23 protein-coding genes and 1 riboswitch are annotated in these 24,297 nt (G+C 69.8%); of the genes, 10 read left to right on the forward strand and 13 right to left on the reverse strand.

Annotation, left to right across the window (positions count from 1 at the left end; translation table 11 throughout):
* Window positions 1–537 (reverse strand): DUF1707 and FHA domain-containing protein, encoded by a 537-nt coding sequence (locus AB0B96_RS16555; protein ID WP_350947626.1) that lies wholly within the window; start codon window positions 535–537, stop codon window positions 1–3.
* 88 nt (window positions 538–625) lie between these two features.
* Here AB0B96_RS16555 and AB0B96_RS16560 point away from each other — a divergent pair, with 88 nt between their 5' ends.
* The 3 genes from AB0B96_RS16560 (at window position 626) to AB0B96_RS16570 (ending at window position 4,695) form a co-directional block, all read left to right on the forward strand.
* A complete protein-coding gene (locus AB0B96_RS16560) occupies window positions 626–1,231 on the forward strand; it encodes a PadR family transcriptional regulator (RefSeq protein WP_362899448.1) in 606 nt (201 codons plus the stop codon).
* 118 nt (window positions 1,232–1,349) lie between these two features.
* A complete protein-coding gene (locus AB0B96_RS16565; RefSeq protein WP_362899450.1) occupies window positions 1,350–2,057 on the forward strand; it encodes an ABC transporter ATP-binding protein in 708 nt (235 codons plus the stop codon).
* A gap of 49 nt (window positions 2,058–2,106) precedes the next feature.
* On the forward strand, window positions 2,107–4,695 hold the full coding sequence (locus tag AB0B96_RS16570; RefSeq protein WP_362899666.1) for an FtsX-like permease family protein: 2,589 nt from the start codon (window positions 2,107–2,109) through the stop codon (window positions 4,693–4,695).
* Window positions 4,696–4,766: 71 nt separating this feature from the next.
* On the opposite strand, the gene AB0B96_RS16575 is transcribed toward AB0B96_RS16570, so the two are convergent.
* Window positions 4,767–5,621 (reverse strand): hypothetical protein, encoded by an 855-nt coding sequence (locus tag AB0B96_RS16575; protein WP_350947629.1) that lies wholly within the window; start codon window positions 5,619–5,621, stop codon window positions 4,767–4,769.
* A gap of 284 nt (window positions 5,622–5,905) precedes the next feature.
* Here AB0B96_RS16575 and serA point away from each other — a divergent pair, with 284 nt between their 5' ends.
* Complete coding sequence (gene serA, locus AB0B96_RS16580; RefSeq protein WP_350947630.1) at window positions 5,906–7,495, forward strand: phosphoglycerate dehydrogenase; 1,590 nt, start codon at window positions 5,906–5,908, stop codon at window positions 7,493–7,495.
* A 606-nt stretch (window positions 7,496–8,101) separates the two neighbouring features.
* Here serA and AB0B96_RS16585 read toward each other — a convergent pair.
* Window positions 8,102–8,710: a C40 family peptidase gene (locus AB0B96_RS16585; RefSeq protein WP_362899453.1), complete on the reverse strand. Its 609-nt coding sequence runs from the start codon at window positions 8,708–8,710 to the stop codon at window positions 8,102–8,104.
* Window positions 8,698–8,916: riboswitch (cyclic di-AMP (ydaO/yuaA leader) on the reverse strand. (Overlaps the previous gene by 13 nt.)
* A 155-nt stretch (window positions 8,917–9,071) precedes the next feature.
* On the opposite strand from AB0B96_RS16585, the gene AB0B96_RS16590 reads away from it, so the two are divergent.
* A complete protein-coding gene (locus AB0B96_RS16590) occupies window positions 9,072–10,118 on the forward strand; it encodes a 3-isopropylmalate dehydrogenase (protein WP_362899455.1) in 1,047 nt (348 codons plus the stop codon).
* 174 nt (window positions 10,119–10,292) lie between these two features.
* Complete coding sequence (locus tag AB0B96_RS16595) at window positions 10,293–11,387, forward strand: branched-chain amino acid aminotransferase (RefSeq protein WP_362507801.1); 1,095 nt, start codon at window positions 10,293–10,295, stop codon at window positions 11,385–11,387.
* A gap of 265 nt (window positions 11,388–11,652) precedes the next feature.
* Here AB0B96_RS16595 and AB0B96_RS16600 read toward each other — a convergent pair whose 3' ends face one another.
* Both AB0B96_RS16600 and AB0B96_RS16605 read right to left on the reverse strand, forming a co-directional pair.
* Window positions 11,653–12,243 (reverse strand): Uma2 family endonuclease, encoded by a 591-nt coding sequence (locus tag AB0B96_RS16600; RefSeq protein WP_362899457.1) that lies wholly within the window; start codon window positions 12,241–12,243, stop codon window positions 11,653–11,655.
* A gap of 102 nt (window positions 12,244–12,345) precedes the next feature.
* Window positions 12,346–12,999: an O-methyltransferase gene (locus tag AB0B96_RS16605; RefSeq protein ID WP_362899459.1), complete on the reverse strand. Its 654-nt coding sequence runs from the start codon at window positions 12,997–12,999 to the stop codon at window positions 12,346–12,348.
* A gap of 290 nt (window positions 13,000–13,289) precedes the next feature.
* Between AB0B96_RS16605 and cimA the strand changes: the two genes are divergently transcribed.
* Window positions 13,290–14,864: a citramalate synthase gene (gene cimA, locus AB0B96_RS16610; RefSeq protein ID WP_362507810.1), complete on the forward strand. Its 1,575-nt coding sequence runs from the start codon at window positions 13,290–13,292 to the stop codon at window positions 14,862–14,864.
* Between the two features lie 182 nt (window positions 14,865–15,046).
* Here the strand turns inward: cimA and AB0B96_RS16615 are convergent, their stop codons facing one another.
* Window positions 15,047–16,726, reverse strand: coding sequence for a heparinase II/III family protein (locus AB0B96_RS16615; RefSeq protein ID WP_362899461.1), 1,680 nt, complete (start codon window positions 16,724–16,726; stop codon window positions 15,047–15,049).
* A gap of 346 nt (window positions 16,727–17,072) precedes the next feature.
* Here AB0B96_RS16615 and AB0B96_RS16620 point away from each other — a divergent pair, with 346 nt between their 5' ends.
* A complete protein-coding gene (locus AB0B96_RS16620; protein ID WP_362899463.1) occupies window positions 17,073–17,669 on the forward strand; it encodes an HD domain-containing protein in 597 nt (198 codons plus the stop codon).
* 182 nt (window positions 17,670–17,851) lie between these two features.
* On the opposite strand, the gene AB0B96_RS16625 is transcribed toward AB0B96_RS16620, so the two are convergent.
* The 7 genes from AB0B96_RS16625 to AB0B96_RS16655 form a co-directional block, all read right to left on the reverse strand.
* Window positions 17,852–18,274, reverse strand: coding sequence for an antibiotic biosynthesis monooxygenase (locus tag AB0B96_RS16625; protein WP_362899465.1), 423 nt, complete (start codon window positions 18,272–18,274; stop codon window positions 17,852–17,854).
* Window positions 18,275–18,335: 61 nt separating this feature from the next.
* Window positions 18,336–18,923, reverse strand: a complete 588-nt coding sequence (locus AB0B96_RS16630) for a hypothetical protein (protein WP_350947640.1) — start codon at window positions 18,921–18,923, stop codon at window positions 18,336–18,338.
* Between the two features lie 5 nt (window positions 18,924–18,928).
* Window positions 18,929–19,747, reverse strand: coding sequence for a DUF6286 domain-containing protein (locus tag AB0B96_RS16635; RefSeq protein ID WP_362899467.1), 819 nt, complete (start codon window positions 19,745–19,747; stop codon window positions 18,929–18,931).
* Entirely contained in the window at window positions 19,747–20,460 is a 714-nt protein-coding gene (locus AB0B96_RS16640) for an Asp23/Gls24 family envelope stress response protein (RefSeq protein ID WP_362899469.1), read from the reverse strand. The genes AB0B96_RS16635 and AB0B96_RS16640 overlap by 1 nt, the downstream gene beginning before the upstream one ends.
* On the reverse strand, window positions 20,457–20,645 hold the full coding sequence (locus AB0B96_RS16645) for a hypothetical protein (protein WP_362899472.1): 189 nt from the start codon (window positions 20,643–20,645) through the stop codon (window positions 20,457–20,459). Before AB0B96_RS16645 ends, AB0B96_RS16640 begins: the two co-directional genes overlap by 4 nt.
* A complete protein-coding gene (locus AB0B96_RS16650; protein WP_362899474.1) occupies window positions 20,642–21,088 on the reverse strand; it encodes a hypothetical protein in 447 nt (148 codons plus the stop codon). Before AB0B96_RS16650 ends, AB0B96_RS16645 begins: the two co-directional genes overlap by 4 nt.
* A gap of 260 nt (window positions 21,089–21,348) precedes the next feature.
* Window positions 21,349–21,753, reverse strand: a complete 405-nt coding sequence (locus AB0B96_RS16655; protein ID WP_350947651.1) for an Asp23/Gls24 family envelope stress response protein — start codon at window positions 21,751–21,753, stop codon at window positions 21,349–21,351.
* A gap of 314 nt (window positions 21,754–22,067) precedes the next feature.
* On the opposite strand from AB0B96_RS16655, the gene AB0B96_RS16660 reads away from it, so the two are divergent.
* On the forward strand, window positions 22,068–22,844 hold the full coding sequence (locus AB0B96_RS16660; RefSeq protein ID WP_362899476.1) for a fumarylacetoacetate hydrolase family protein: 777 nt from the start codon (window positions 22,068–22,070) through the stop codon (window positions 22,842–22,844).
* A gap of 28 nt (window positions 22,845–22,872) precedes the next feature.
* Complete coding sequence (gltX, locus tag AB0B96_RS16665) at window positions 22,873–24,204, forward strand: glutamate--tRNA ligase (RefSeq protein ID WP_362899668.1); 1,332 nt, start codon at window positions 22,873–22,875, stop codon at window positions 24,202–24,204.
* Window positions 24,205–24,297 lie beyond the last annotated feature (93 nt).

Raw genomic sequence — 24,297 nt, forward strand, 5'->3', positions numbered from 1 at the left:
CTAGGGCGTGATCATCAGGAAGCCGCAGTCGCCGAAGGAGACGACGTCGCCCGGCCGGACCTTGGCCGGGCCGACCAGGCGCCAGTCGTTCAGGCGGGTGCCGTTCAGTGAGCCGAGGTCGACGAGGACCCAGCCCTCCTCGTCGCGGCGGAGCTCGGCGTGCACCCGGGAGACGGTCAGGTCGGCGAGGACCAGATCGCAGGACGACCCCCGGCCCACCACGTAGCGGGTCCTGCCGTCGCCAGGCAGCGCGAGCCGGGGCAGCCGTGGGCGCCGCCAGGCCGACTCCACCCGCTTGGTGAAGTCGGAGGCCGAGGCGACGGCCTCGGTGACCATGCGGCGAAACCGGCCGCGTTGCGGCAGATCGGCGACCAGATTGTCGAGCTCGCCCTGATTGCGTGCGCGCAGAGCCATGTCGACGCGGCCGAGGAAGGTGTCGTGCGACAGATGCCCCTCGACGGCACGGTCGCGCAGCTCGTTGATCGCGCGATCACGGTCCCCGTCGGAGGCACGGGCCGGGGGATGCGTCGAGCTCATCCTCCGAGTATCGGCCCCGAGGGCGGAGCCTGTCCAGAATATGCAGATCTCTTGCGCCATGAATACTGCGTATGCATACTCGGTATTCATGGCGATCCGACAGGGGCTTCTCGCCCTGCTGAGTCAGGGGCCTCGTTACGGCTACCAGTTGCGTGCCGAGTTCGAGGCGTCCACGGGGGCGACCTGGCCGCTCAACATCGGCCAGGTCTACACAACGCTCTCCCGCCTGGAACGCGACGGCCTGGTGAGCCCCGGCGAGCAGGACGAGCAGGGCCGGGTCGTCTACTCGATCACCGAGGCCGGTCTGGCCGAGATGGGGCGATGGTTCAGCACCCCCGTCGCCCAGTCGGACCGGCCTCGGGACGAGCTGGTCATCAAGCTCGCCCTGGCGGTCACCGCCACCACGGACGTGCGGCCGATCATCCAGGCCCAGCGCACCGCGACCATGCGCACGTTGCAGGCGTTCGTCCAGGCCAGGCGCGTGAGCGTGGAGAACCCCGCACAGCGGCTGGTGCTCGACTCGATGATCTTCCAGGCCGAGGCCGAGCAACGCTGGCTCGACCACTGCGAGGCCGTGCTCACGGCCTCCCCCCGGTCGCGAAGGTCCGCAGCCACGGAAAACCCGGACACGGAACACCCGAACGCAGAGGTCCCGGACGTGGAAGTCCCGGACGCGGGATCCCCACGCGTGTGACCTCCCGACGCGTGATCCCCAGACACAGGACCGAAGCGTGGTCCCCACACACAGGAGACGGACAGTTGACACCCTTACCAGGACCACGACCAGGGACCCGCGCGCCGGGGGTACCCAGATGACCTTCGAACCGGTCGTCCGGCTCGCGGACGTGACCCGCACGCACGGCGACGGGCCACAGAGCGTGACGGCACTGCGCGGGGTGAGCCTCGACGTCGGCGCCGGAGAACTCGTCGCGGTGATGGGCCCCTCGGGGTCAGGTAAGTCCACCCTGCTCAACCTCGCCGGGGGCCTCGACCTGCCCACCTCGGGCTCCGTGGTCGTGGAGGGCACGCCGCTGGCGAGTCTGCGGGCCGGGGAGCTGGCCGGGCTCCGGCGCAGGCACGTGGGTTACGTCTTCCAGGACCTCAACCTGATCCCGTCGCTCACCGCGCTGGAGAACGTGACCCTCCCGCGCGAGCTGGACGGGATCGCTTTCAAAAACGCCCGCCGCGAGGCGATGGAGGTGCTCGCCGAGGTCGGTCTGGGCGAGATCGCCGACCGCTTCCCGGAAGAGATCTCCGGCGGCCAGCGTCAGCGGGTCGCCATCGCCCGCGCGCTGGTGGGGGAGCGGCGGCTGATCCTGGCCGACGAGCCCACCGGCGCGCTCGACACCCCGACCGGCGACGACATCCTCCAGCTCCTGCGCACCCGCTGCGACGCGGGAGCCGCCGCGCTGCTCGTCACCCACGAACCCCGCTACGCCGCCTGGGCCGACCGGGTGGTCTTCCTGCGCGACGGCGAGATCGCCGACTCCACCGAGGTTCCCACGGAGAGCGCTCGATGAGCACGCGAACGGACACCCGGCTGCGCGACGGGAGGAACACGTGAACGCCATGCTCGCCGCGTTACGGATCTCCCGCAGGGACGCCCTGCGGGCCAGAGGCCGCAGCGCGCTGATCATGCTGATGATCGGCCTGCCCGTTCTCGTCCTCACCGGTTTCCTGACCCTGGCCGAGACCGCCGACATCAACCCCCGCGAGGGCCTCGCCGCGGAACTCGGCACGGCCGACGTCCTGATCCGGGCCTCCGGGGTACGAGGGGAGGTGAGGCAGGACATCAGAGGCCGAGCATGGTCGAGCAACGGGTCGCTCGGTGGTCCCACACGGCCCTGGACACAGGCCGAGGTGGGAGAGCTCCTCGAACCCGGAGGTCGGTTCCTCCCGATGAACGAGGGCAGCGTCGACTACCTGGCCGCCGACGGCCGCGACCACGTGGGCGGGCGCGAGGTGGACCTGCGAGACCCTCTGACAGCGGGAATGTACCGCCTGGTCGAGGGCCGCTTCCCGGCCTCCACTCAGGAGATCGCGGTGACTCCGAAGATGCTGGAGCGGGGAGCCCGCCTCGGTGCGAGGCTGGAGGTCACTCGGGCCGGGAAGCCGATGAGGGTCGTCGGCGTGGTCGAGCACCCGCACTGGTCCCGTAGTACGGAGATCGTCGGGCTCCCCGGCACCCTGCTCTTCGCCCAGCCGGGCACCCAGGGCACGAACTGGCTGGTCGACACCCCGGGACCGGTCACCGCGGCCGTCGTCCAGCGGTTGAACGCGGTCGGACTCGTGGTCCAGTCCCGCGCCGTCATCGAGAACCCGCCCGACCGCGACTGGCTCACGCCTTCGGGCAATGAGAACCGGCCCGTGGCGATCGGACTCGCCGGGGTCATGATCGTACTGGAGGTGGTGTTGCTCGCCGGCCCCGCCTTCGCGGTCGGCCTCCGCCGCCGCCGCAGGGAACTCGCGCTGATCGCCGCCCAGGGTGGCTCGCCGAGGCACCTGCGTCTGATCGTTCTCGCCGACGGGGTCGTTCTCGGCGGCGGGGCCGCGGCCCTCGGCCTGGTCCTCGGCGTGGGCCTGGCATCGCTCTCGGCCGCACTGGAGGGCGGTCGGCTGATCGGCGCGGTCGGTCCCCTGGAGATTCCCTGGGCTCCGATCGCGGGCGTCTCCCTGCTCGGCGCGGTAAGCGGGATCGTCGCCGCCCTGGTGCCCGCGGTGCAGGCGGCACGCCAGGACGCGGCGGCTGTGCTCGGCGAGCGCCGGAGCACGGTGCGCGACCGGGTGGGCCGCCCGGTGTTGGGCCTGATACTCCTCGCAGCCGGAGTCATGGCGACCGTCCTGTCCATCAGGTACGACGTGGTCTGGGTCTTCGCCGCCGCGGTCCTCAGCCAGTTGGGGCTGGTCGCGCTGGCGCCGAGGCTGGTCAGGAGCGCCGCCGCCCTGGCCACCCGGCTCCCGTTGCCCTTCCGGCTGGCCGCCCGCGACGCCTCCCGCCACCGTGGCCGCACCGCGTCCGCCGTCGCGGCGGTGATGACCGCCACGGCCACGGTCGTCGCGGCCGGCATCGCGGTGAACAGTGACTTCGCCCAGAGCCGGGACGCCTTCCAGGCGGCCGTTCCGACAGGAACCACGAGGATCGAGGGCAACGACCTCGACGACGATCGCTGGGCGAAGGTGAGGGCCACTGTCGAGCGGATCCTGCCGGGGGTGCCTCTGATCGAGGGCGTCAAGGTCCGGGACGCCGGAAACGTGGCAGGCGACCTGACCCTTCGAGAGACCGATGAGAACCAGAGGACGATCTTCTACGGAGACCTCCCCGTCGGGGACGAGCGGCTGCTGGTCCTCGTGCAGGGACGGCGCGACCCGGTGGCCTCGGCCGCGTTCGCCTCGGGAAAGGCGGTGGTGTTCGATCCGGAGCTGGTGCGGGACGGGAAACTCGTCATGACCCTGTACACCTATCGAGGCCAAGCCCCGGAGCATCGCGAGATCACCGTTCCCGCCGTCCTGGCCGAGGCCGCCGATCCCCGGCACGCCGTCGCGGTGCTGCCGATCATCGCCGTACGGGACGCCGGGCTGAAGACCGAGCCCCGCGTCCTGTACGTCGACCCGGCCGCACGCCGGCTCACCGAACGGCAGGGTGCTCAACTGGAGTGGGAGCTCACCGGGGTGGTGCCCGGGGCTTACCTTCGCATCGCCGTCGAGCGCGGATTCCAAGGCGACGTCGCCCCCTGGATGTGGTTGCTCCTGGGCGCGGCGCTCGTCCTGGTGCTGGGCGGTACGTTCGTCGCCACCGGGCTCGCTGCGGCGGACATGCGGCCTGATCTGACCACGATGGCCGCCGTCGGGGCGCCGCCCGGCACGCGCAGACTGGTTGTCGCGGGGCAGGCCGGATTCATCGCGGGGCTCGGCGCGCTGATCGGTGCGGTGGCCGGTGCCGTGACGGGAGTCGCCGCGACCTGGCCCATGACGACCCCGATGTACGAGGCCTCCCTGAGCCGGGTCGGTGAGTTCCCGTCTCTCCCGCTGGGGACGCCGACGCTCGAGATCCCCTGGCTCCTCCTGACGACCGTGGTGATCGGCTTGCCGGTGCTGGCGGCTCTGCTGGCGGGGGTGTTCACTCGCCCGAGGGTGACCCTGACTCGCAGGACCGGCTAGCGCCTCCTGTGGTCTCTCGCCGGTCCCGACCCGTGGGACCGGCGAACACGCGGTGTCCCGCGGCTCCGGAGTCAGTCGGTGACGTCGGCGCAGACCACGTGGGCGCCCAGCTCGACCATCCGCTGCTCGCTGCGCGCGTCGGCGACCCTCGCCATCAGGATCGGCGCCTCGCTCGCGGCGAGCTGTGGCAACCTGGCGCGCACCCCGCGATGGATGTCCCTGACCACGTCCTCGGCCGCCGACATGTGGACCTTCACATGCAGCATGATCCCCGGGGCGCCCGAGGAGGTACTGGCCTCGGAGATCCACACGTGGTGGACGAGCGGGTAGTCGACGAGCAGGTGTGAGATCGCGGCACGCAGCGCGGGCAGGATCGGGTGGTCGCATCGGCGGTATCCCGGGTCCACCATCTGCATCGGGCCCGACAGGTGCGGGCGAGGTGCCGGGATCCACGGCTGGGAGGGCGCTGCCGGCACCGGCGTTCTCTGCGGGCGCGCGGGCGCGGGACGCGAGACCGTGGCCATCGCCCCGGTCGCGTACGCCGTCGGCGCCGCGCTCGACAGCGCGGGCGTGGGGCCGCTGCGCGTCGAGAGCAGGTAGCGCTGGAGGTCCTCGATCGGCACGGCCGCGGCCGCCGGACCCGCCGCGTCGATCACGATCTCCCGCACGCCGGTGACGCGCTGGATGTCGAGGATGGTGTCGGCGTCGCACGCCGACAGCGAGTGGCTGCCGCGGTGCCGCGCGTAGGTGTCCGCCGAGGTGTATCCGAGCAGGACACGATCACCGGCCTGGGTCGTGCCGAGCACGACGGAGCGGTCGGGTCGCACGGCAACCAGGAGTCCCCATTCGGCCAGCGCCGCGAGCAGCCGGTGCGGGTCGCCGTGCTGCGCGAGTACGTTGCCGAGAGCGGGGTTCCCGATGCTCATATGAGGAACGATAGGTAGTGGACCACGGCTTATCAGGGTAATAGCGAAGTTTTCTTGGGATCAAGACCAACTTGAATTTTGGTGCATGAGATCTGTCAAGGACGGGTAATCGCCTCGTGGGTCGCGAGATCCCCTCACGTCCCACCCGTCTCCGGAGCCTCTCCGAGGGGTTTCCCGGTGGCGCGAAGCGTCTCGGATCGCGGGACACTCGTGAACGCGTTCACAAGCGCCGATAGACTACGTGAGGTCCGTGCACCCCTCACCGTCTAGTAAGGATCCAGCCTGTGAACAAGCCCGTCGTACTGGTCGCTGAGGAACTTTCCGAGGCTGGTCTCGCGGTTCTGGGCGCGGACTTCGAAGTCCGCCACACCGACGGCGCCGACCGCGCCCAGTTCCTGCCCGCCCTCGCCGACGTGGACGCGCTCATCGTGCGCAGCGCCACGCAGGTCGACGCCGAGGCGATCGCCAACGCTCCCAGGCTCCGCGTCGTCGCCCGCGCGGGCGTCGGCCTGGACAACGTCGATGTGGAGGCCGCCACCAAGGCCGGTGTCATGGTCGTCAACGCGCCGACCTCCAATATCACCAGCGCCGCCGAGCACACCGTCGCCCTCATCCTCGCCTCCGCCCGCAACGTCGCCCAGGCGCACTCCGCGCTCAAGGGCGGCGAGTGGAAGCGCTCGAAGTACACCGGGGTGGAGCTCGACGAGAAGGTCGTCGCGATCCTCGGCCTCGGCAAGATCGGCCAGCTGGTCGCGCAGCGCCTCCAGCCGTTCGGCGTCGAACTGATCGCCTACGACCCCTACCTGCAGCCGGCCCGCGCCGCGCAGATGGGCGTCCGGCTGGTCTCGCTCGAGGAGGCCCTGAGCGAGGCCGACTTCATCACGGTGCACCTGCCCAAGTCCAAGGAGACCATCGGTCTCATCGGCGACAGGGAGCTCCACGCGGTCAAGCCGAACGTGCGCCTCATCAACGTCGCCCGGGGCGGCATCATCGACGAGAACGCCCTCTACTCCGCGATCAAGGAGGGCCGCGTCGCCGGCGCCGGCATCGACGTGTTCCCCAAGGAGCCGGTCACCGACAGCCCGCTCTTCGAGCTCGACCAGGTCGTCGTCACCCCGCACCTGGGCGCCTCCACCCACGAGGCCCAGGAGAAGGCGGGCACCCAGGTCGCGCGCAGCGTGAAGCTCGCCCTCGCCGGGGAGTTCGTGCCGGACGCGGTCAACGTCCAGGGCGGTGCCGTCGCCGAGGACGTCAAGCCGGGCCTGCCGCTCGCCGAGAAGCTCGGCCGGGTGTTCACCGCCCTCGCGGGCGAGGTCGCCACCAAGCTCGACGTCGAGGTGCGCGGTGAGATCGCCTCCCACGACGTCCGCGTGCTGGAGCTGGCCGCGCTCAAGGGCGTCTTCACCGACGTGGTCGAGGACTCGGTCACCTACGTCAACGCCCCGCTGCTGGCCAAGGACCGGGGGGTGTCGGTCGAGCTGGTCACCAGCTCCGAGAGCCCCGACTGGCGCAACGTCGTGACGGTCCGCGGCGTCCTCGCCGACGGCCGCACGGTCTCGGTCTCCGGCACCCTGTCCGGGCCGAGGCAGATCACGAAGATCGTCGAGGTCAACGGCTACCAGATGGAGATCGAGCCCACCGACCACCTGTCGTTCTTCACCTACACCGACCGTCCCGGCATCGTCGGCGTGGTCGGCCGTATCCTCGGCGACCACTCGATCAACATCGCCTCGATGCAGGTGGCCCGGGACGCCAAGGGCGGCAAGGCGCTGATCGCCCTCACCGTCGACACCGCGATCCCGGCAGAGGTGATCGACCAGATCGGCGCGGAGATCGGCGCCGACAGCGGCCGCTCGGCCGACCTGGCCGACTAGCCCCGTTTCCCGCGCGTGCCGCGTCGTCGCGGGTCGGTGGCCCTTCCCGATCCAGGACGACATGCGATCACCCAGGACCGATCGGGGGACGTACGGGAAACACGACCGTGGTCCACCGATGTGGCCGCCGCCCCGATGATCGGGGCGGCGGCCACATCTCGTCTCAGCATATGAGAAGTGTGTACGCCGGGCGAGACGGCGTTTCCGTGGGCAGGTAACCTGGAATGAAATGCGCCAGGTTCTCGTAATTCCTACCTGCCGCGGCGAGGCCTGACAGGGGCAGGCCGGCGACTCGCCGCGGTGTCGTGGCGCTTGCCGGCTCCAAGCCCCCGTCGCCGGTCCGTGATCCGGACCCTCGACATCAGGCCTGGTCGGAGTCCCGACCGGAGACTTGACCACCTTCCTTGCTCGCGTGCGACCGAGACGAGATTCGCCATGTACGACATGTATCCCTGGAACCGTCCCGAGGAGACAGAGGACGAGGCCACCGACGCGCTCCAGACCGCTCTGGACCGCAGGGACAACGGTGGTGCCCCCACCCGCTGAACCCGTTCTCGCCGTCACCGGGGCCTCCACGGCCTCCCGGCGGCGATCCGCCGGCGTGTCTCATCCGCCGGGCACGACTTCGGTCGCGAGCTCGACCCGCTTGGCGAGCTGGACCCCCTGCGGGTCGGGGCGGACCGCGCCGACGAAGGAGGCGCGGCGCCAGGAGCTGAGTTTCTCCTCCTTGACGACGTCGCCGCTCTGCGGGGCGTGAACCATGTAGCCGGGCTTTGTGATCATGCCGACATGGCCGAGACCGCTGAAGAAGGCCAGGTCACCGGGCCTGAGATCCTTCCAGGCGATCTTCTTGGAGAAGGCGGCGTACTGGTCGTAGGTGACGCGGGGAAGTTTGATCCCGGCGGCGCCGTAGGCGCGGAGCATCAGGCCGGAGCAGTCGAAGCCGCCGTTGCCGGTGCCGCCCCAGACGTAGGGCGTTCCGCGCTTGGACATGGCCCACTGCACGGCCTTCTGCCAGGCGGGCCTGACGGCCATGGCCTTCAGTGTTTCCTTCAGCGTGGGGGTTTTGAGCGCCGCTGGCCCGGGGGCGGGGGGCGGGGAGGCGGCCAGCGCGGCGGTCGAGGTCGCGCACACCGCGGCGCCGGCGAGGATCAGGGAGGCGGAGATGGACAGGACGCGGGGGAGAACTGTGCCGGACAGGATGATTCCTTCCATAAGGCCGGCCGGGTGAGCTGTCGGGCTCGGGCCTGGAGGTCGCCCTACGACGCGAGAACGCGCTGATTCGCCCCAAGGGATCCGCCTGATGACGACCGGGGACGCGCTCCGGGGGAGGAGCGGTGTTCCCGGGGGTGCGGTAGATCCCGTAAAGAGTGGTTCCCCGGCTCCGTGCGGGCCCGGTAAGGGGATGGCCCGTACGGATTAGGCGGTGATGTGAATGGGAGGACCATAACGAAACCTCCCGAAACGGTCAATAGGGAGCAAAAAAGGACAAAACGATCAGAGGGTCTGTCGTGCGAACACGTCCGCAGAATGAGACCGGTGTTCAATCGCCGAGACGGACCGGTAAGGTGCCTGCATGGATTCGCGTAACATTCGCCTGGCGGTCATCCCCGGGGACGGAATCGGAGTCGAGGTCGTCGCCGAAGGGCTGAAGGTCCTCGAAGCGGTCGGCACGAAGGTGGAGACCACCACCTACGACCTCGGCGCCAAGCGCTACCACGAAACCGGCGAGACCCTGCCGGACCCGGTCCTCGACGAACTGCGCGGATACGACGCGATCCTGCTCGGCGCGGTCGGCGACCCCAGCGTGCCCCCGGGCATCCTGGAGCGCGACCTGCTCCTCAAGCTCCGCTTTCAGCTCGACCACTACGTGAACCTGCGCCCGGTCAAGCTCTTTCCCGGCGTCGAGACGCCGCTGGGCAGGTCCCGCCCCGAGGACATCGACATGATCGTCGTCCGTGAGGGCACCGAGGGGCCGTACGCCGGAGCGGGTGGCGTCATGCGCAGGGGCACGGCGCACGAGATCGCCACCCAGGAGTCGCTGAACACCGCCTACGGCGTCGAGCGCGTCGTGCGTTACGCCTTCGACAAGGCGCTCGGCCGCCCCCGCAAAAAGCTGACGCTGGTCCACAAGACCAACGTGCTCACCTACGCCGGCGACCTCTGGGCCCGCACCTTCGACCGCGTCGGCCTGGAATACCCCGAGGTCCAGACCGACTACTGCCACGTCGACGCGGCCTCGATGTTCTTCGTCAGCCAGCCGGAGCGCTTCGACGTGATCGTCACCGACAACCTCTTCGGTGACATCCTCACCGACATCGGCGCGGCGATCGCCGGCGGCATCGGCCTGGCGGCGAGCGGCAACGTCAACCCCGACCGCACCGCGCCGAGCATGTTCGAGCCGGTTCACGGCAGCGCCCCCGACATCGCGGGCCAGGGCAAGGCCGACCCGACCGCCACGATCCTGTCGGTCGCCATGCTCCTCGACCACCTCGGCATGACCGCCGAGGCCACCAGGGTCGAGCAGGCCGTCGCCGACGACCTGGTCGAGCGGACGGCCGGCCGGGCCGGCCGGACCACCCACGAGATCGGCGACGACATCACCGCCCGAGTAGCCGGCTGAGGAAGCCGCCTCCCTCGACCCCGACGCGCCTGGCGGCTCACCTGAGCCGCCAGGCGCGTTTTTGTTTCTCCAGCACTGCCGGTTTTCGGCATGGATGGAGTAGTTTCCCGTTACCCGGTCCGACGCAGAATGGACCCCAAGGGTAAGCCAGACCTCAAGAGAAGGATCCGTGCGATGACCACCGCTCAGAAGCTCAGCTTCGACGTGCAGCTCTCCGACCACGCTCGCACCGCGGCAGAGCGCGAGCAGGTAATGGCGAGCCCCGGGTTCGGTCAGGTCTTCACCGACCACATGATCTCGATCGACTACACCGAGGGGGAGGGCTGGCACGACGCCAGGCTCATGCCGTACGGCCCGCTCAGCCTCGACCCCGCGACGTCGGTCTTCCACTACGCGCAGGAGCTTTTCGAAGGGCTCAAGGCCTACCGCCAGGAGAACGGCGCGATCGTGACCTTCCGGCCGGAGGCGAACGCCGCCCGCTTCAACAGCTCCGCGCTGCGGATGGCCATGCCCGAACTGCCCGAGGAGACGTTCGTCGAGTCGCTGGAGCTGCTCGTCCAGACCGACCGCGAGTGGGTCCCGACCACGCCGGGGCACAGCCTCTATCTGCGCCCCTTCATGATCGCCACGCAGCCGGCGCTCGGTGTCAACTACCCGTCCAGGAGCTACAAGTACATGGTCATCGCCTCTCCGGCGGCGGCCTACTTCGGAGGCGGGCAGGCCGTGACGGTCTGGCTCTCCACCGAGTACACCCGCGCGGCCCCCGGCGGCACCGGCTTCGCCAAGTGCGGCGGCAACTACGCGGCGGCCTTCGTCGCCCAGCGCCAGGCCGTCGAGCAGGGCTGTGACCAGGTGGTCTGGCTGGATGCGGGCGAGCACCGCTACGTCGAGGAGATGGGCGGGATGAACCTGTTCTTCGTCTACGGAGACCGCCTGCTCACCCCGGCGCTCACCGGCACCCTCCTGCCCGGCATCACCCGTGACTCGATCCTCTCCCTCGCCTCCGACCTCGGCCTCCAGGCCGAGGAGGGGCGCCTGTCGGTCGAGGAGTGGCAGCAGGGCTGCGAGACGGGCGAGCTCACCGAGGTCTTCGCCTGCGGCACCGCCGCGGTCGTCACCCCGGTCGGCTCGGTCAAGGGCGCCGACCGCGCCTGGACGATCGGCGACGGCACCCAGGGGCCCGTCACCTCGAAGATCCGCGAGGAGCTCGTGGGGATCCAGTACGGGACCCGTCCCGACCCGCACAGCTGGGTCCACAAGATCTGCTGACCGCCTTCCACCGCCGTCGAGGGCGACGGAGCGTATGGCTGGGTCCACACGATCCGTTGCCCCCGTTTTCCACACGCGTCGTGTCGTCGCGGGTCAGCGGCCGTGTCCGATCCGGTGCGACGAGTGATCACTTCAGGTTGATCGAGGTCGCGCGCGGAGTGCAGGGCCGATCCCGTGCGGGAGAGGCCCGGTCGAGGCGTCCGGGGATCCCCGCTCGGCGGGGGCTCCGGCCTCCCGCCCCGGCCGGGCCTCCCGCCGAGTGGGCCTACCCTTCGGTCAGCTTGCCGGTGTCGATCGTGAGGTTCCAGGGAGCGGGGAGCTCAAGGGGCTCTCCAAGGGTCACCTGGTGTTGCCGCTGGTAGCCCCTCTCCCCGGGATGGCTGAGGAGCCGGGCGAGATTCTGGGTGGCGTCGATCACCAGATAGAGCGGAACCCCGGCGATCGCGCAGTTTTCCGGTTTGGTGACGTGGTCGTCGCTCCGACTACTGGGGGAGACCACCTCCACGACGAGCAGCGTCTCCTCCGCATAGACGTTCTCCTCGTCCCACATGCGGGGAGACTTCGGCAGGACAAGGAGATCGGGCCGATAACGATCTTTCTGGACGCCCAGGAAGAGCTTGACGTCGTATACGGGATGCCAGCCCTGTTCCGTGGCGAACGGGATGAGCTGGATCAACAACTGCAGGATGCTCTTGGCGTGGTTGAGTGTGGGCAACTCCCTCACCACGATCCGGCCGTTGATGATCTCGACCTTACGGTCGGGCCACTGGTCGCAGGTCCTCTGGTAGTGCGCTTCGAGCTCCTGATGGTTGGTGGACACGAGCTTCGCCTCGCGGCGTTCCAGGGTCTTGGCCATGAGGTCATCCTTCCCTCCGCGCGGGTGGGCGCAACGTGTTTGTCACATCACTTAAGGTAATCGGAAGAGTTTTCCTCCGCCCACGGTTCGGGAAAGTTTTCGTCAGTGCTTTCGAATCATGGTGAGGCCGTCGGCGATGGGAAGCATGATCGAGGTGACCCGCTCGTCGGCGCTCACCATGTCGTTGAACTCGCGGATGTGCCGCACGGTCTCGTCGTCCCTGGTGGGGTCGGCGACGTGCCCGCTCCACAGGGTGTTGTCGACGAGGATCACCCCGCCGGGGGCCAGGCGCGACATGAGGATCTCGTAGTAGACGGGATAGTTGACCTTGTCGGCGTCGATGAACGCCAGGTCGACGGCCGGGTGTTCGGGAAGCTCGCGCAGCCGCTCGGCCGCGGGCCCGATCCTCAGCTCGATGCGGTCGGCGACCTGTGCCTTCTCCCAGTGACTCCGGGCGACCGCCGTCCACTCCTCGCTCACGTCGAAGCAGGTGAGCCCGCCGCCGGGAGCGAGCCCTCTGGCGAGGCAGATGGAGGAGTAGCCGGTGAAGGTGCCCACCTCCACCGCGTTCCTGGCGCCGCAGAGCTGGGCGATCATGGTAAGGAAACGCCCCTGGTCGGGGGAGATCTGCATGGACGCGTTGTCGCCGGTCAGCTCGCGGGTCTCGACGGCGAGGGCGTCGAGGACGTCGTCGGGCTGGCTGGTGTGCGCGAGCAGATACTGCCCCACGGTGGGGTCGAGGTAAGTCGCCTTCATGGGGCCCATTCTCGCCGGTGCCGGACGGCGACGGGGGTGATTCCAGGCCGTGTCCCGGGCCGTTCGGGCACGCCGTAGGTCTCGGATCCTGAGATCAATGTGTCAGATGGTGTCGGCGTGTGGCAGACTCCGAAGCATCATGTTCTACGCTCTGCTCATTATCGGCAGGCGCGCCGGCTGAAAAGGGACACCGCCGGCGCGCAGACCTCTCACGTCCGTGAGGGGTCATTTTTGTTTCCAGAAGCCGAACGAGCGCGCGGCGAATCATCGAACCCGCGAAGGAGATTGACATGGCCGACGATCGTTTCCACGTGTACGACACCACTCTTCGTGACGGTGCCCAGCAGGAAGGGCTCAACCTCACGGTGGCCGACAAACTGGCCATCGCGCGTCACCTGGACGGTCTGGGCGTCGGCTTCATCGAGGGAGGCTGGCCGGGAGCCAACCCCAAGGACACGGAATTCTTCAGGCGCGCTCAAACAGAGCTCGACCTGAAGCACGCGCAGCTCGCCGCGTTCGGCGCGACCCGCCGGGCAGGTGTGAAGGCAGCCGACGACCCATTGGTGGCCGCGCTGCGCGAATCCGGCGCGCCGGTCGTAACCCTTGTCGCCAAGAGTCACGACCGGCACGTGGAGCTGGCCCTCCGCACGACCCTTCAGGAGAACCTCGCGATGATCCGCGACACGGTCTCCCACCTTCGTGCGGAGGGCCAGAGGGTCTTCCTCGACGCGGAACACTTCTTCGACGGTTACAAGTCCAACCCCGACTACGCGCTGGAGGTCCTGCGCACCGCCGCCGAGGCGGGAGCCTCTGTCATCGCGCTGTGCGACACCAACGGGGGCATGCTCCCCGACGAGCTGGCCGAGGTGGTGCACGCGGCCGTCGGGACGTCGGCGAGGATCGGCATCCACTGCCACGACGACACCGGCTGCGCGGTCGCCAACTCGCTGGCCGCGGTCAAGGCGGGCGCCACCCACGTGCAGGGCTGCGCCAACGGCTACGGCGAGCGGTCGGGCAACGCCAACCTCTTCACCGTGGTGGCGAACCTGCAGCTCAAGCGGGGATTCGACCTCGTGCCGAAGGAGGCGTTGGCCGACATGACCAGGATCGCCCACGCGATCACCGAGGTCACCAACGTCACCCCCAACTCCCACGCTCCCTACGTGGGCGTCTCCGCCTTCGCGCACAAGGCCGGGCTGCACGCCAGCGCGATCAAGGTCGATCCCAACCTCTACCAGCACATCGACCCCGCCGAGGTCGGCAACGACATGCGCATGCTCGTCTCCGACATGGCCGGGCGCGCCTCGGTCGAGCTCAAGGGGCGCGAGCTGGGTTACGAGCTGTCCTCCGACACCTCACGGGAGCTGGTGAACCGGGTCAAGGAGATGGAGTCGAAGGGCTACACCTTCGAGGCCGCCGACGCCTCCTTCGAGCTCCTGTTGCGCGACACCGTCGCGGGCGAGAGCAGGCGCCACTTCCAGGTCGAGTCCTGGAGGGTGATCGTCGAGCGGGCGCGAGGCGGCGAGGTCGTGAGCGAGGCCACCGTGAAGCTGCACGCCAAGGGGGAGCGGATCATCGCCACCGGCGAGGGCAACGGCCCGGTCAACGCCCTCGACCGGGCCGTGCGGCTGGGCCTGGAGCGGCTCTACCCCGAGCTGGCGGGGGTCGAGCTGATCGACTTCAAGGTGCGGATCCTGGAGGGTACGCACGGCACCGACGCCGTCACGCGCGTGCTGGTCACCTCCAGCGACGCGGCCGGGGAATGGTCCACGGTCGGCGTCGACGAGAACATCATCGAGGCCTCCTGGCAGGCGCTTGAGCAGGCGGTGACCTTCGGGCTCCTGCGCGCGGGCCACGCCGTCTGACAGCCGCCCCGCCACAGCCCTCGGGGGTGGCGGGCGCTGTCGGGAAAGGGCCGCCGGGAGACCTCCTCACGGTGAACGGGCGGGTGCCGGGAGGCACCCGCCCGTGTCGTCTCCGGCGAGGAGAGCCGTCAGGCTCGGCGGGAAGGCCGCCGGAGAGGACTCTTCTCGGGCGGGGGAGACCGTCAGGAGAGGTCGGCGCCGCGCACGCGGAAGCTCACCTGGCCCTCAGAGGTCTCCAGGCTGACCTTGCCGCCCGAGCAGGAGAGCGACGGACTGCCGGTGCCGGGCACCACCACGGTCAGCACGGCGTCGCCCGAGGCGGGCGAGACGACCGCGGGGGCGGGGTGCTTCAGCAGGTAGGAGGAGGAGACCCAGCCCTGGTAGGGGTTCTTCTGACCCTGGACCACCTTCAGTCCCGAGACCGGCTTGCAGGACGGCATCGAGACCTGGACGAGCGTCGCCTTCCAGCCCGTCTTGTCCTTCACCACGACCTGGCCGCCGCTGCTGGAGACGGTGGACAGTTCGTGGGAGAAGTGCCAGAGGTTGCGGACCTTCGAGCCCTTGGGAACCGTGTCCAGCACGGCCATCACGTCCTCGCGGTGGTTGACGAGCACCGAGCGGGTCCTGGGCACGCCGTAGGCCCTGTCGGTGAGCCGGTAACTCTGCCGGTCGGAGCCGATCGAGGACCTGCTCAGCGCGGTGGCGGTCTTGCCGCGGAATCTCGCCCCGGCCACCATCGAGGTGTTGTGGGCCTCGGGGGACATCGTCCAGTGGCGGTAGCCGCTGTTCTCGTAGGAGTCGAAGCCGGCGTCGACCAGGACGTTACGGCCCTGGGCGTAGTAGGTCACTCCCAGGTGGTCCTCGTGGCCGTGATACTTCATGCCGGGCCCGAAGCGGATGGAGTAGAACGCCGACTCGGGCTTGTCCCAGGCGGTGCGCCCGTAGACGTAGCCGCCCCGGAACACCCGTACGGCCTGCTTCGGGTGGCTGTAGCCGACCGGCCGCACGTCCGCGCCACCGTCACCGATCGGGACCATGAACCCGTCGGGCTGGGTGGAGTGGGAGATGAAGTCCTCCAGCGACTTCCAGCGCCTGGAGATGTCGGCGGGCACCTTCCGCTTGCAGGCCCTGATGTCGTCCATCGCGACCTTCAGGCGGTCGTAGACGTAGAGCGCGTAGCGCGGGGCTTGCTCGCGCAGCGCGCCCTGGGAGTCGACGTCGAGCTTCACGGTCTCGGTGAGCCGCCTGATCGCGAGGCTGGACCACTGGTCGCGGCCGTAGCGGCAGCCGATGCCGAGCAGCGCGATGTCCTGGTCGATCCCGTGGTTGTGGCCCTTCTCGTACAGCCTGGGGTCGGAGAGCATCTTCGCGTGCTCGGCCAGGCTGCCGGAGAGCCACGACCCGCCGACGTGCTTGCTGAGGCAGACCAGGGCGGGGGCGCGCAGCGCGATCGGGTGCTCCTGCCAGGCGTACGGGCTGGTCTTCGCGCCGCCGCGGGGGTTGTCCGCCACCCAGTCCTTCGCGATCTCGACGGCCCGCGCCAGGTAGGCCTCGTTGCCGTTCGTCTCGTAGTCGGCGACGAGACGGCCCATCCAGCGCAGCGAGTGGAAGACCATGCTCCACGAGCGGTTGCGGTAGGGATCGGTACGCCAGTTGACGTCCTTGCCGATCTTCACCGGGTCCAGGGCGAGAAAGGCGAGCTCGCCGTTCATGATGTCCGCCCCCGTCGGGGTGGCGGGGAGCCAGTCGCCCTGGCACTCGGTGGTGCGTTTCGCCTCCCTCGCCTCCGCGGTACCGGCTGTGACGCCGCAGGTCATCAGGAGGATGAGGGAGAGAGCGAGTGCTTGTGTGCGGCGGCGCACGCCAGTTCCTTCCGGGCCGAACGGGGGAGGTGGATCATGCTTCCGAATCCCACCAAACCGGTCAAGCTGGGGTGGTCGCTTCCGGAACATCGTTAGCAACTAGATGCGGGTCTCCCAGTTTCCTCACAGCCGTCACGCGATTCACAGAGGTCACAGCGTTGGCCGGTCGGTGCGGTCGGTGCGGTCGGTGCCGCTCGTGTCGCCGCGCCGCGTCCGGTGTCGCCTGCGCCGCTCTTCACCCTCACGGTGCGGTCGGTGAACCCGCGCTCGTACCGTGGCGTGATTCCATCGGTCGATGGCCCTGCGACCACTCGCGCGGGTCCTCGCGTTTCGGCAGGCTCGGGGCATGAGACTCGCCGACATCGTCATCCCCGGCACACCGGCCGCACGTGGCGCGCTGGAGGTGGCGACCGCCTACTGTTCGCCCGCCCTGCTCAACCACTCCGTCCGCGCCTACCTGTGGGCGGCGGCCTACGGCGCGATGAACGGCATCGCCTTCGACGACGAGCTGCTGTACGTCGCCTCGATGATGCACGACATCGGCCTCGTGAGGGAGTTCGACAGCCACACCGTGCCGTTCGAGGAGGCGGGGGGCCACGTCGCGTGGGTCTTCGCCGCCGGGGCCGGGTGGCCCGTGGAGCGCCGCGTGCGCGCGTCGGAGATCGTCGTACGCCACATGTGGGACAAGGTCGACCCCGAGCAGGACCCCGAGGGACATCTTCTCGAACTGTCCACCGGGCTCGACATCTCCGGGCGGGGAGTGGAGAACTTCCCCGCGGAGCTCCGCGCCGAGGTGCTGGAACGCCACCCTCGGCTGGGCCTCGGCCCGGAGTTCACCGCGTGCTTCGTCGACCAGGCCGCGCGCAAGCCGGACAGCCTGGCCGGGCGGTTCGTCCGCGCGGGGGTCGCCGAGCGCATCGCCGCCAACCCCCTTGACCACTGAGGACTCCCCGCCGGTCCCCTGAGTACCGCCGTCCGAGCCGCTGAAGAACTTCCGGTTCAAGGGCGGCCGGAGGGCTTCTTCGCCAACCGCTGAGGTGCTCCGGACTCGGGCCGGTCAGGGGTGCCCCGAACCGTCCGAGGGGACCGCTGAGGACTCCCCGCCGGGAGTCCTCCTCGCCCCCGTCAGGCTCCCGATGCGGGACCGGTGCTCTGGACGACCTCGAAGGACCACAGCTCGGCTCCGGTGGCGGCCGGCCCCTGCCCGTGGCCGTGTCCCTGGGCCGGACCCGCGCCCTGGCCGTGCCCGTGTCCCTGGGCCGTGCCGGGGGCGTCGCCCTGCCCCGGCCCCTCACCGGCCTCGGCGGCTGCCTGGGCGTGGCCCCGCTGGAAGGCCTGGCTCTCGGTCCAGCGTTTGAAGTCCTCCTCGGAGCGCCAGCGGGTGTAGACCAGGTACCGGTCGCCGCCGTCCACGGGGCGAAGCAGCTCGAACCACTCGAATCCGTCCGCGGACTCGACGATCCCCGCCCGCCCGGAGAAGCGGCGTTCCAGCTGCTCGCGCATCTCCTCGGGCACCGTCAGCACGTTTATCTTCACGACCGAAGGCACATCGTCTCCTCGAAGCGTTGGTTTCGCCGATCACTCTATGATCGGCGCTCCGTCACGTGGGTCAGACGACGGTCCTTGAGCGGCGCGGCGCGTTCTCCAGGCTCACCCGGGCGACGGTGGGCATGTGCTCGGTCTCCAGGGCCTGGCGCATGTGCGGGATGACCACCCCGCCCAGCTGCTCGCGGACCGCGCTCATCGGCGCGTCCTCGGCGACCGTCATCCGCATCCGTACGGCCGGGTGCTCGCTCGTACCGACCATGGCGGCGGTGGCGTTGATGATCGCGGGGTGCGTGCCCGCCTCGGCGGCCGCCGCGTCGGTCACGCTGCCCGTGTCGACCTCGGTCACCCCGCCGGGACCGCCATCCAGCCGCATGCCGCCCAGCTTCCCGCGGCGTCCCTGCGCGAACAGCCAGTGCAGGCCGAACAGCGCGAGCACGATGCCCGCCGCCGCGATCAGCCACCACATCCACGGGTCGTAGGTGGCGAACGGCTGGCGTACCAGGCTGTCCACGAGCGGGCTGTCCGCGGGGGCCACCGTCCGCGGAAACGCTCCCGCGCCCCGTGCGATCGCGAGGGCACTGAGGACCATCAGCGCCAGTCCCACGATCAGCAGTCCCAACCGGTTACCCCGGGCGGTCTTGTCGTCCATGAGGCTCACTTCTCTCGCAGATGCACGTGGACGGGATACTTCCAGACGGGGGAGAGCGCGGTGATCCGCATGTTCACGGCCTCCCGTACGGCGTCGGCCAGCCCGCGGGTGTCCCGCATGCCGCTGTCGGCCGCGACGTGCACGGCCTTCCCGTGCAGCCGTACCCGGGCGTGCTCGACCCCCTGCACCTGTTCGGCCGCGTGAGCCAGCGACCGGGCGAAGCCCCGGCGCCGCATGCCGATGACCAGATCCTTGTCCCCGGTCCTCACCGGGATCAGCGTGGGCCTCCCGGGGATGATCGCGAGCAGCACCAGCAGCAGGCCGAGCAGGCCGACCAGGCCCGCGCCCGCCATCATTCGCGGGTCGCTCCACGGTGTCGACGTCGCCCAGGCCAGGATCCGGTCGTACGGCACCAGGCGGAGTGGGCGGCCCAGCAGCGCGGAGACGACCTCCAGCGCGAGGAGGAGGCCGATCACGGTCATCAGGACGGCCGTGATGACCGAGGGGAGCACCCGGCGCGGGCGGAAGGCCCTGATCGCCGCGCGGTCCGCGGAGGAGTTCTTCGCCACCGTGCCGTACGTCGGAGGCGCAGGTTCCGTCGCGCCGTACATCGGCGCGGTCGGCATGGTGGTGCCGTACGCCGGCGTGGTGGGTTCGGTGGTGCCGTATGTCGGTGATGTGGTGGGTTCCGCGTCGCCGTACGCCCGTGGTGTGCCGGTGTCGTACTCCGGCGGTACGGCCGGTCGCGCATGGGGCGGGGGCGTCTCGCCGGTCGGTTCCGCGCCTGGGACCGGCTCCGCCGGGTCGGGTACCTGCCTGGCCATCATCGCTCCTCACGTAGCGGGACGATGTCCTCGGTGTTCGAGGTGGGGTCGTCGGCGGGCGTCGCGGCCCCTCCCGAAGGGCCGGCGACGGCCTGCCCGGTGTCGCGCGCCGGGTTCGCCGGGTTCTCCGCCGAGCGTTCCAGCGGTGGCTCCTGCGGGTTCTCCGGGGTCCCCAGGTTCTCCGGCGAGCGTTCCGGTGAGCGCTCCCGCGGGTTCTCTCCGGCCGGTACGGCGTCCGGGACCCGCGAGGTCTCGCGGTCGCCGCGGGCGGGAGCCACGCCGGTGACGTTGACGTCGATGTGGCCGACGTCCTTGCCGGTGAGGGTCATGACCCGTTCGGCGACGTGACGCCTGACCTCCTCGGCCACCTCACGGATCGGGGCCGGATACTCGACCGTCACGTCGATCTGGAGCGTCGCGAGTTCGGCGTCGAGGGTGGCGTGGGTGCCGCCGCGAAAGAACAGCGGCTTCCACTCGCCGACCTCCCGTACCCGTGGCACCTCTCCGGCCGCGTGGGCCGCGATGCGCGACACCACCTGGTCGGATATCTCGGTCCTGCCGCGTCGCTCGGCCGGTACGCCCCGCCATGACGGCTGGGCGGGCACGGCGGGCAGCCCGGACCGCCCGGTTTCGCCGGGAACGGGATCCTCTCGCCCTGCGGGCGGCGCGGTCGTTCCCGAGGACGCGGGCCGGTGCTCGACGGGGGTGTTCATCGCCGTCTCGCCGCCAGCCGGGAGAGGTCGACCTCTCCGGTCTCCACGAAGCGACCGATGAGGAGTCCGACGGCGCCCAGTACGAGCACCAGCAGGAACGCGCCGAGGCCGCCGAAGGCCGCGGCGAAGCCCAGAAGGACACCGACGATCATGCCGACTACGGACCACACTGGGAAACTGCTCATCTCAAACCTCCGATATGGACGTTTACCGGCCGATCGCCCACCATCGGGGCGACCGCCGCTCGCACCGCGTCGGCGATCTCCGGAATCGGGCGCCCCAGCCTGACGACGACCGAGACCTCCACCTCGTTCTCGCGCAGCGCGACACCCGGGAACCGTTCGCCGGGCAGATAGGTCGCCACGGTCCCGAACGGCCCGCCCGACAGATCCGCGACGTCGGGGCAGCGCAGTACGGCCTCGGCGATCCGGTGGGCGAGGCCGGCCGTCTCGCGGGCCGGCGCCTCCTGCTCACGGGTGGCGACCGCCCCGCGCGGCGGGCCCGTGGCCTCCCGGCCCTGACCGGCCGTCTCGCGGGCCGGGGCCTCCTGCCTGCGTGTGGGCGCGGCCTTCTGCCGGGGTATGGCAGGCGGCCTGCGGGACGGATCCTCGGGCCGGTGAGCCGGCATGGCCGTCGCGGGTGTCGGGATGCCAGGCCTTCGCGCCTCCGGTCCGTGTGCCTCTCTGGGTGCCTCCGATTCACGCGCTTCCGGTCCGTGCGCGGGATCCTCCGGCCCGCGCGTGGGCTCTGTCGTTCCTCGTCCGGGTTTCCCGTGCCCGGGCGCGGACGTCTCGCGGCCGGGATCCACCGGTGCCGGGGGCGTGATGATCTCGCGGCCCGGGTCCTTCGGCTCGCGACCCGGTCCCGTCGCACCGCCTTCCGGGCCTCTCACCGGACGCGGGGCTCCGACTCGGACGCCTCCTCCGAGGAGTCCCTGTCCTGGCCGGGCATGCGGACGTCGGAGACCTTGATGTTGACCTCGGTGACCTCGAGGCCGGTCATACGCTCGACCGCCGTGATCACGTTGCGGCGTACGGCGGCGGCCAGGTCGGGGATCGCGATCCCGTACTCGACGACCACTTCCAGGTCGGCGGCGGCCTGCCGCTCGCCCACCTCGACCGATACGCCCTGGGTGGCGCTCCGGTCGGCGCCGACCATGCCGCGTACCGCGCCGAGAGCGCGTGCCGGGCCCGCTCCCATGTTGTGCACGCCAGGGATCTCCCTGGCCGCGAGGCCCGCGATCTTCGCGACGACCCCGCTGTCGATGGTGGTGGTCCCCTTCGGTGTGACCAGGCCACTCTGGGATCCGGGACTGTCGGTGCGTGCCCGGGGCACCGTGGCCTCGTCGCCCTTGGGCCTGTTCACCGTGCTGGCTTCAGTCACGTCCGTTCCTTCCCCCGAGGGAAGACCCTTCTGGCCCCCCGATGCTTCTGTGGCGGTCATACCCCCCGTATAGGCATAAATCAGGACATAGTGTTTCTTGGAGCAAAGATGGCAATATCCGGGAAATCGGATCTACAGGTACATATGGCGTCGGCCTCCGGGTGGTGAGACGGGGCGGCCCCGGTACGGTCCGGCGGGATCCGGAGCCCGACTAGCCTTGTCGTGTGCGTATAGCGAGGTTCTCCACAGGAGACGGTGTCGGGTTCGGGGTGGTCGAAGGCGGCCCAGGGGAGGAGTTCATCTCCGGGATCTCGGGTCACCCGTTCGGGCCGATCCAGTTCACCGGCGAGCGATACTCGCTCTCCCAGGTCAGGCTGGTCGCACCCATGCTGCCCAGCAAGGTCGTCGCGATCGGCAGAAACTACGCCGACCACGCCAAGGAGATGGGCAACGAGGTCCCCGACGAGCCGCTCGTCTTCCTCAAGCCGTCGACCTCGGTGATCGGCTCGGGGGAGGCGATCGCCTATCCGACGACCCTCTCCCAGCGGGTCGACTACGAGGGGGAGCTGGCGGTGGTGATCGGCAGGCTCTGCCGTGAGGTGCCCCGCGAACGGGCGCACGAGGTCATCTTCGGCTACACCTGCGCCAACGACGTCACGGCGAGGGACCTGCAGAAGAAGGACGTCCAGTTCACCCGGGCCAAGGGCTTCGACACCTTCTGTCCCCTCGGCCCGTGGATCCAGACCGAGCTCGACCCGAATGACGTCGGCATCGTCACGTCGGTGAACGGCGAGGTCAAGCAGAGTTCCCGCACCTCCAAGCTCATGTACGACATCCCCGCGCTGATCGCCCACGTGAGCGCGGTCATGACCCTGATCCCCGGTGACGTCATCCTCACCGGGACCCCGGAAGGGGTCGGCCCGCTCAGCGTCGGCGACGAGGTCAGCGTTTTCATCGAAGGAATCGGCACTCTCAGCAACCGGGTGGTCTCCCGTGATTAGGGTTCGTTTCGCCCCCTCGCCGACCGGCATGTTCCATGTCGGCGGCGCCCGCTCCGCGCTGTTCAACTGGGCCCTGGCCGAGCAGACCGGCGGAAAATTCGTGCTGCGCATCGAGGACACCGACGCCGCGCGCAACCGGCCGGAATGGACCGAGGGCATCATCTCGGCGCTCGCCTGGATCGGTGTCAACGACGACAGCCAGGCCTTCGAGGGCCCCTACTTCCAGTCGTCGTACGAGGAGCAGCACCGCGAGGCAGTGGCCAAGCTCGTCGCCGGCGGCCGGGCCTACTACTGCACCTGCACCCGCGACGAGGTGAAGGCGCGCACCGGCTCCGAGCACCAGGGCTACGACGGCTTCTGCCGCGACCGTGGCCTGAGCGAGGGCGCGGTCCGCTTCCGCACCCCCGACGAGGGTGTCACCGTGATCCAGGACCTGGTCCGCGGCACCGTCGAGTTCCCCAACAACGCGATGGAGGACTTCGTCGTCGCGCGTGGCGACGGCTCCCCGCTGTTCGTGCTGGCCAACGTCGTCGACGACGTCGAGATGCGGATCAGCCACGTGGTCCGCGCCGAGGAGCACCTGTCCAACACGCCCAAGCAGCAGCTGCTCTGGGAGGCGCTCGGCGTCGCTCCGCCCACCTGGGCGCACGTGCCGGTCATCGTCAACGAGAAGCGCCAGAAGCTGTCCAAGCGACGTGACAAGGTCGCCCTGGAGTCCTACCGCGAGGAGGGCTACCTGGCCGAGGCGATGGTCAACTACCTGATGCTGCTCGGCTGGGGCCCCGGCGACGACCGGGAGATCATGCCCTGGTCGGAGATGGTGCCGTTGTTCAGGCTGGAGGACGTCAACCCCTCCCCGGCGTTCTTCGACGAGAAGAAGCTCCGCGCGTTCAACGGCGAGTACATCCGGGCGCTGCCTCTGGAGGAGTTCGTCGCCCGATGCGAGCCGTGGCTGGAGCCCGGCTGGGACCGCGAGACCTTCGCCAAGGTCGCCGAGCTCGCCCAGACCCGCATCGCGGTCCTGTCCGAGATCACGGCGAACGTCGACTTCCTCTTCCTCGACGAGCCCGTCTTCGACCAGGCGTCGTGGGACAAGGCGATGAAGAACTCCGCCGCGGAGATCCTCACCGGCTATCTCGCCCGTATGGAGACGGTCGACATGGATCCCGAGTCGCTGAAGACCGCGCTGGAGGAGGTCGGCCTCGAACAGGGCCTCAAGCTCGGCAAGGCCCAGGCTCCCGTACGCGTCGCCGTCACCGGCCGGACCGTGGGCCTGCCGCTGTTCGAGTCGATCGAGGTCCTCGGCCGTGAGCGCTCCATCGAGCGTCTGCGCGCCGCCCTCGCGAGGCTCCAGGCCTGATCGGGCTTCGCGGGCCTCGGACGGGCTTTCACACCCGATCGGATGCCTTGAGGGATCCGGAGGAGAAAGGGGCCCCAGGCCCGGCCGGGCCCG

Origin of the sequence: Streptosporangium sp. NPDC049046 (assembly GCF_040649155.1) — a bacterium.
Classification (GTDB): domain Bacteria; phylum Actinomycetota; class Actinomycetes; order Streptosporangiales; family Streptosporangiaceae; genus Streptosporangium.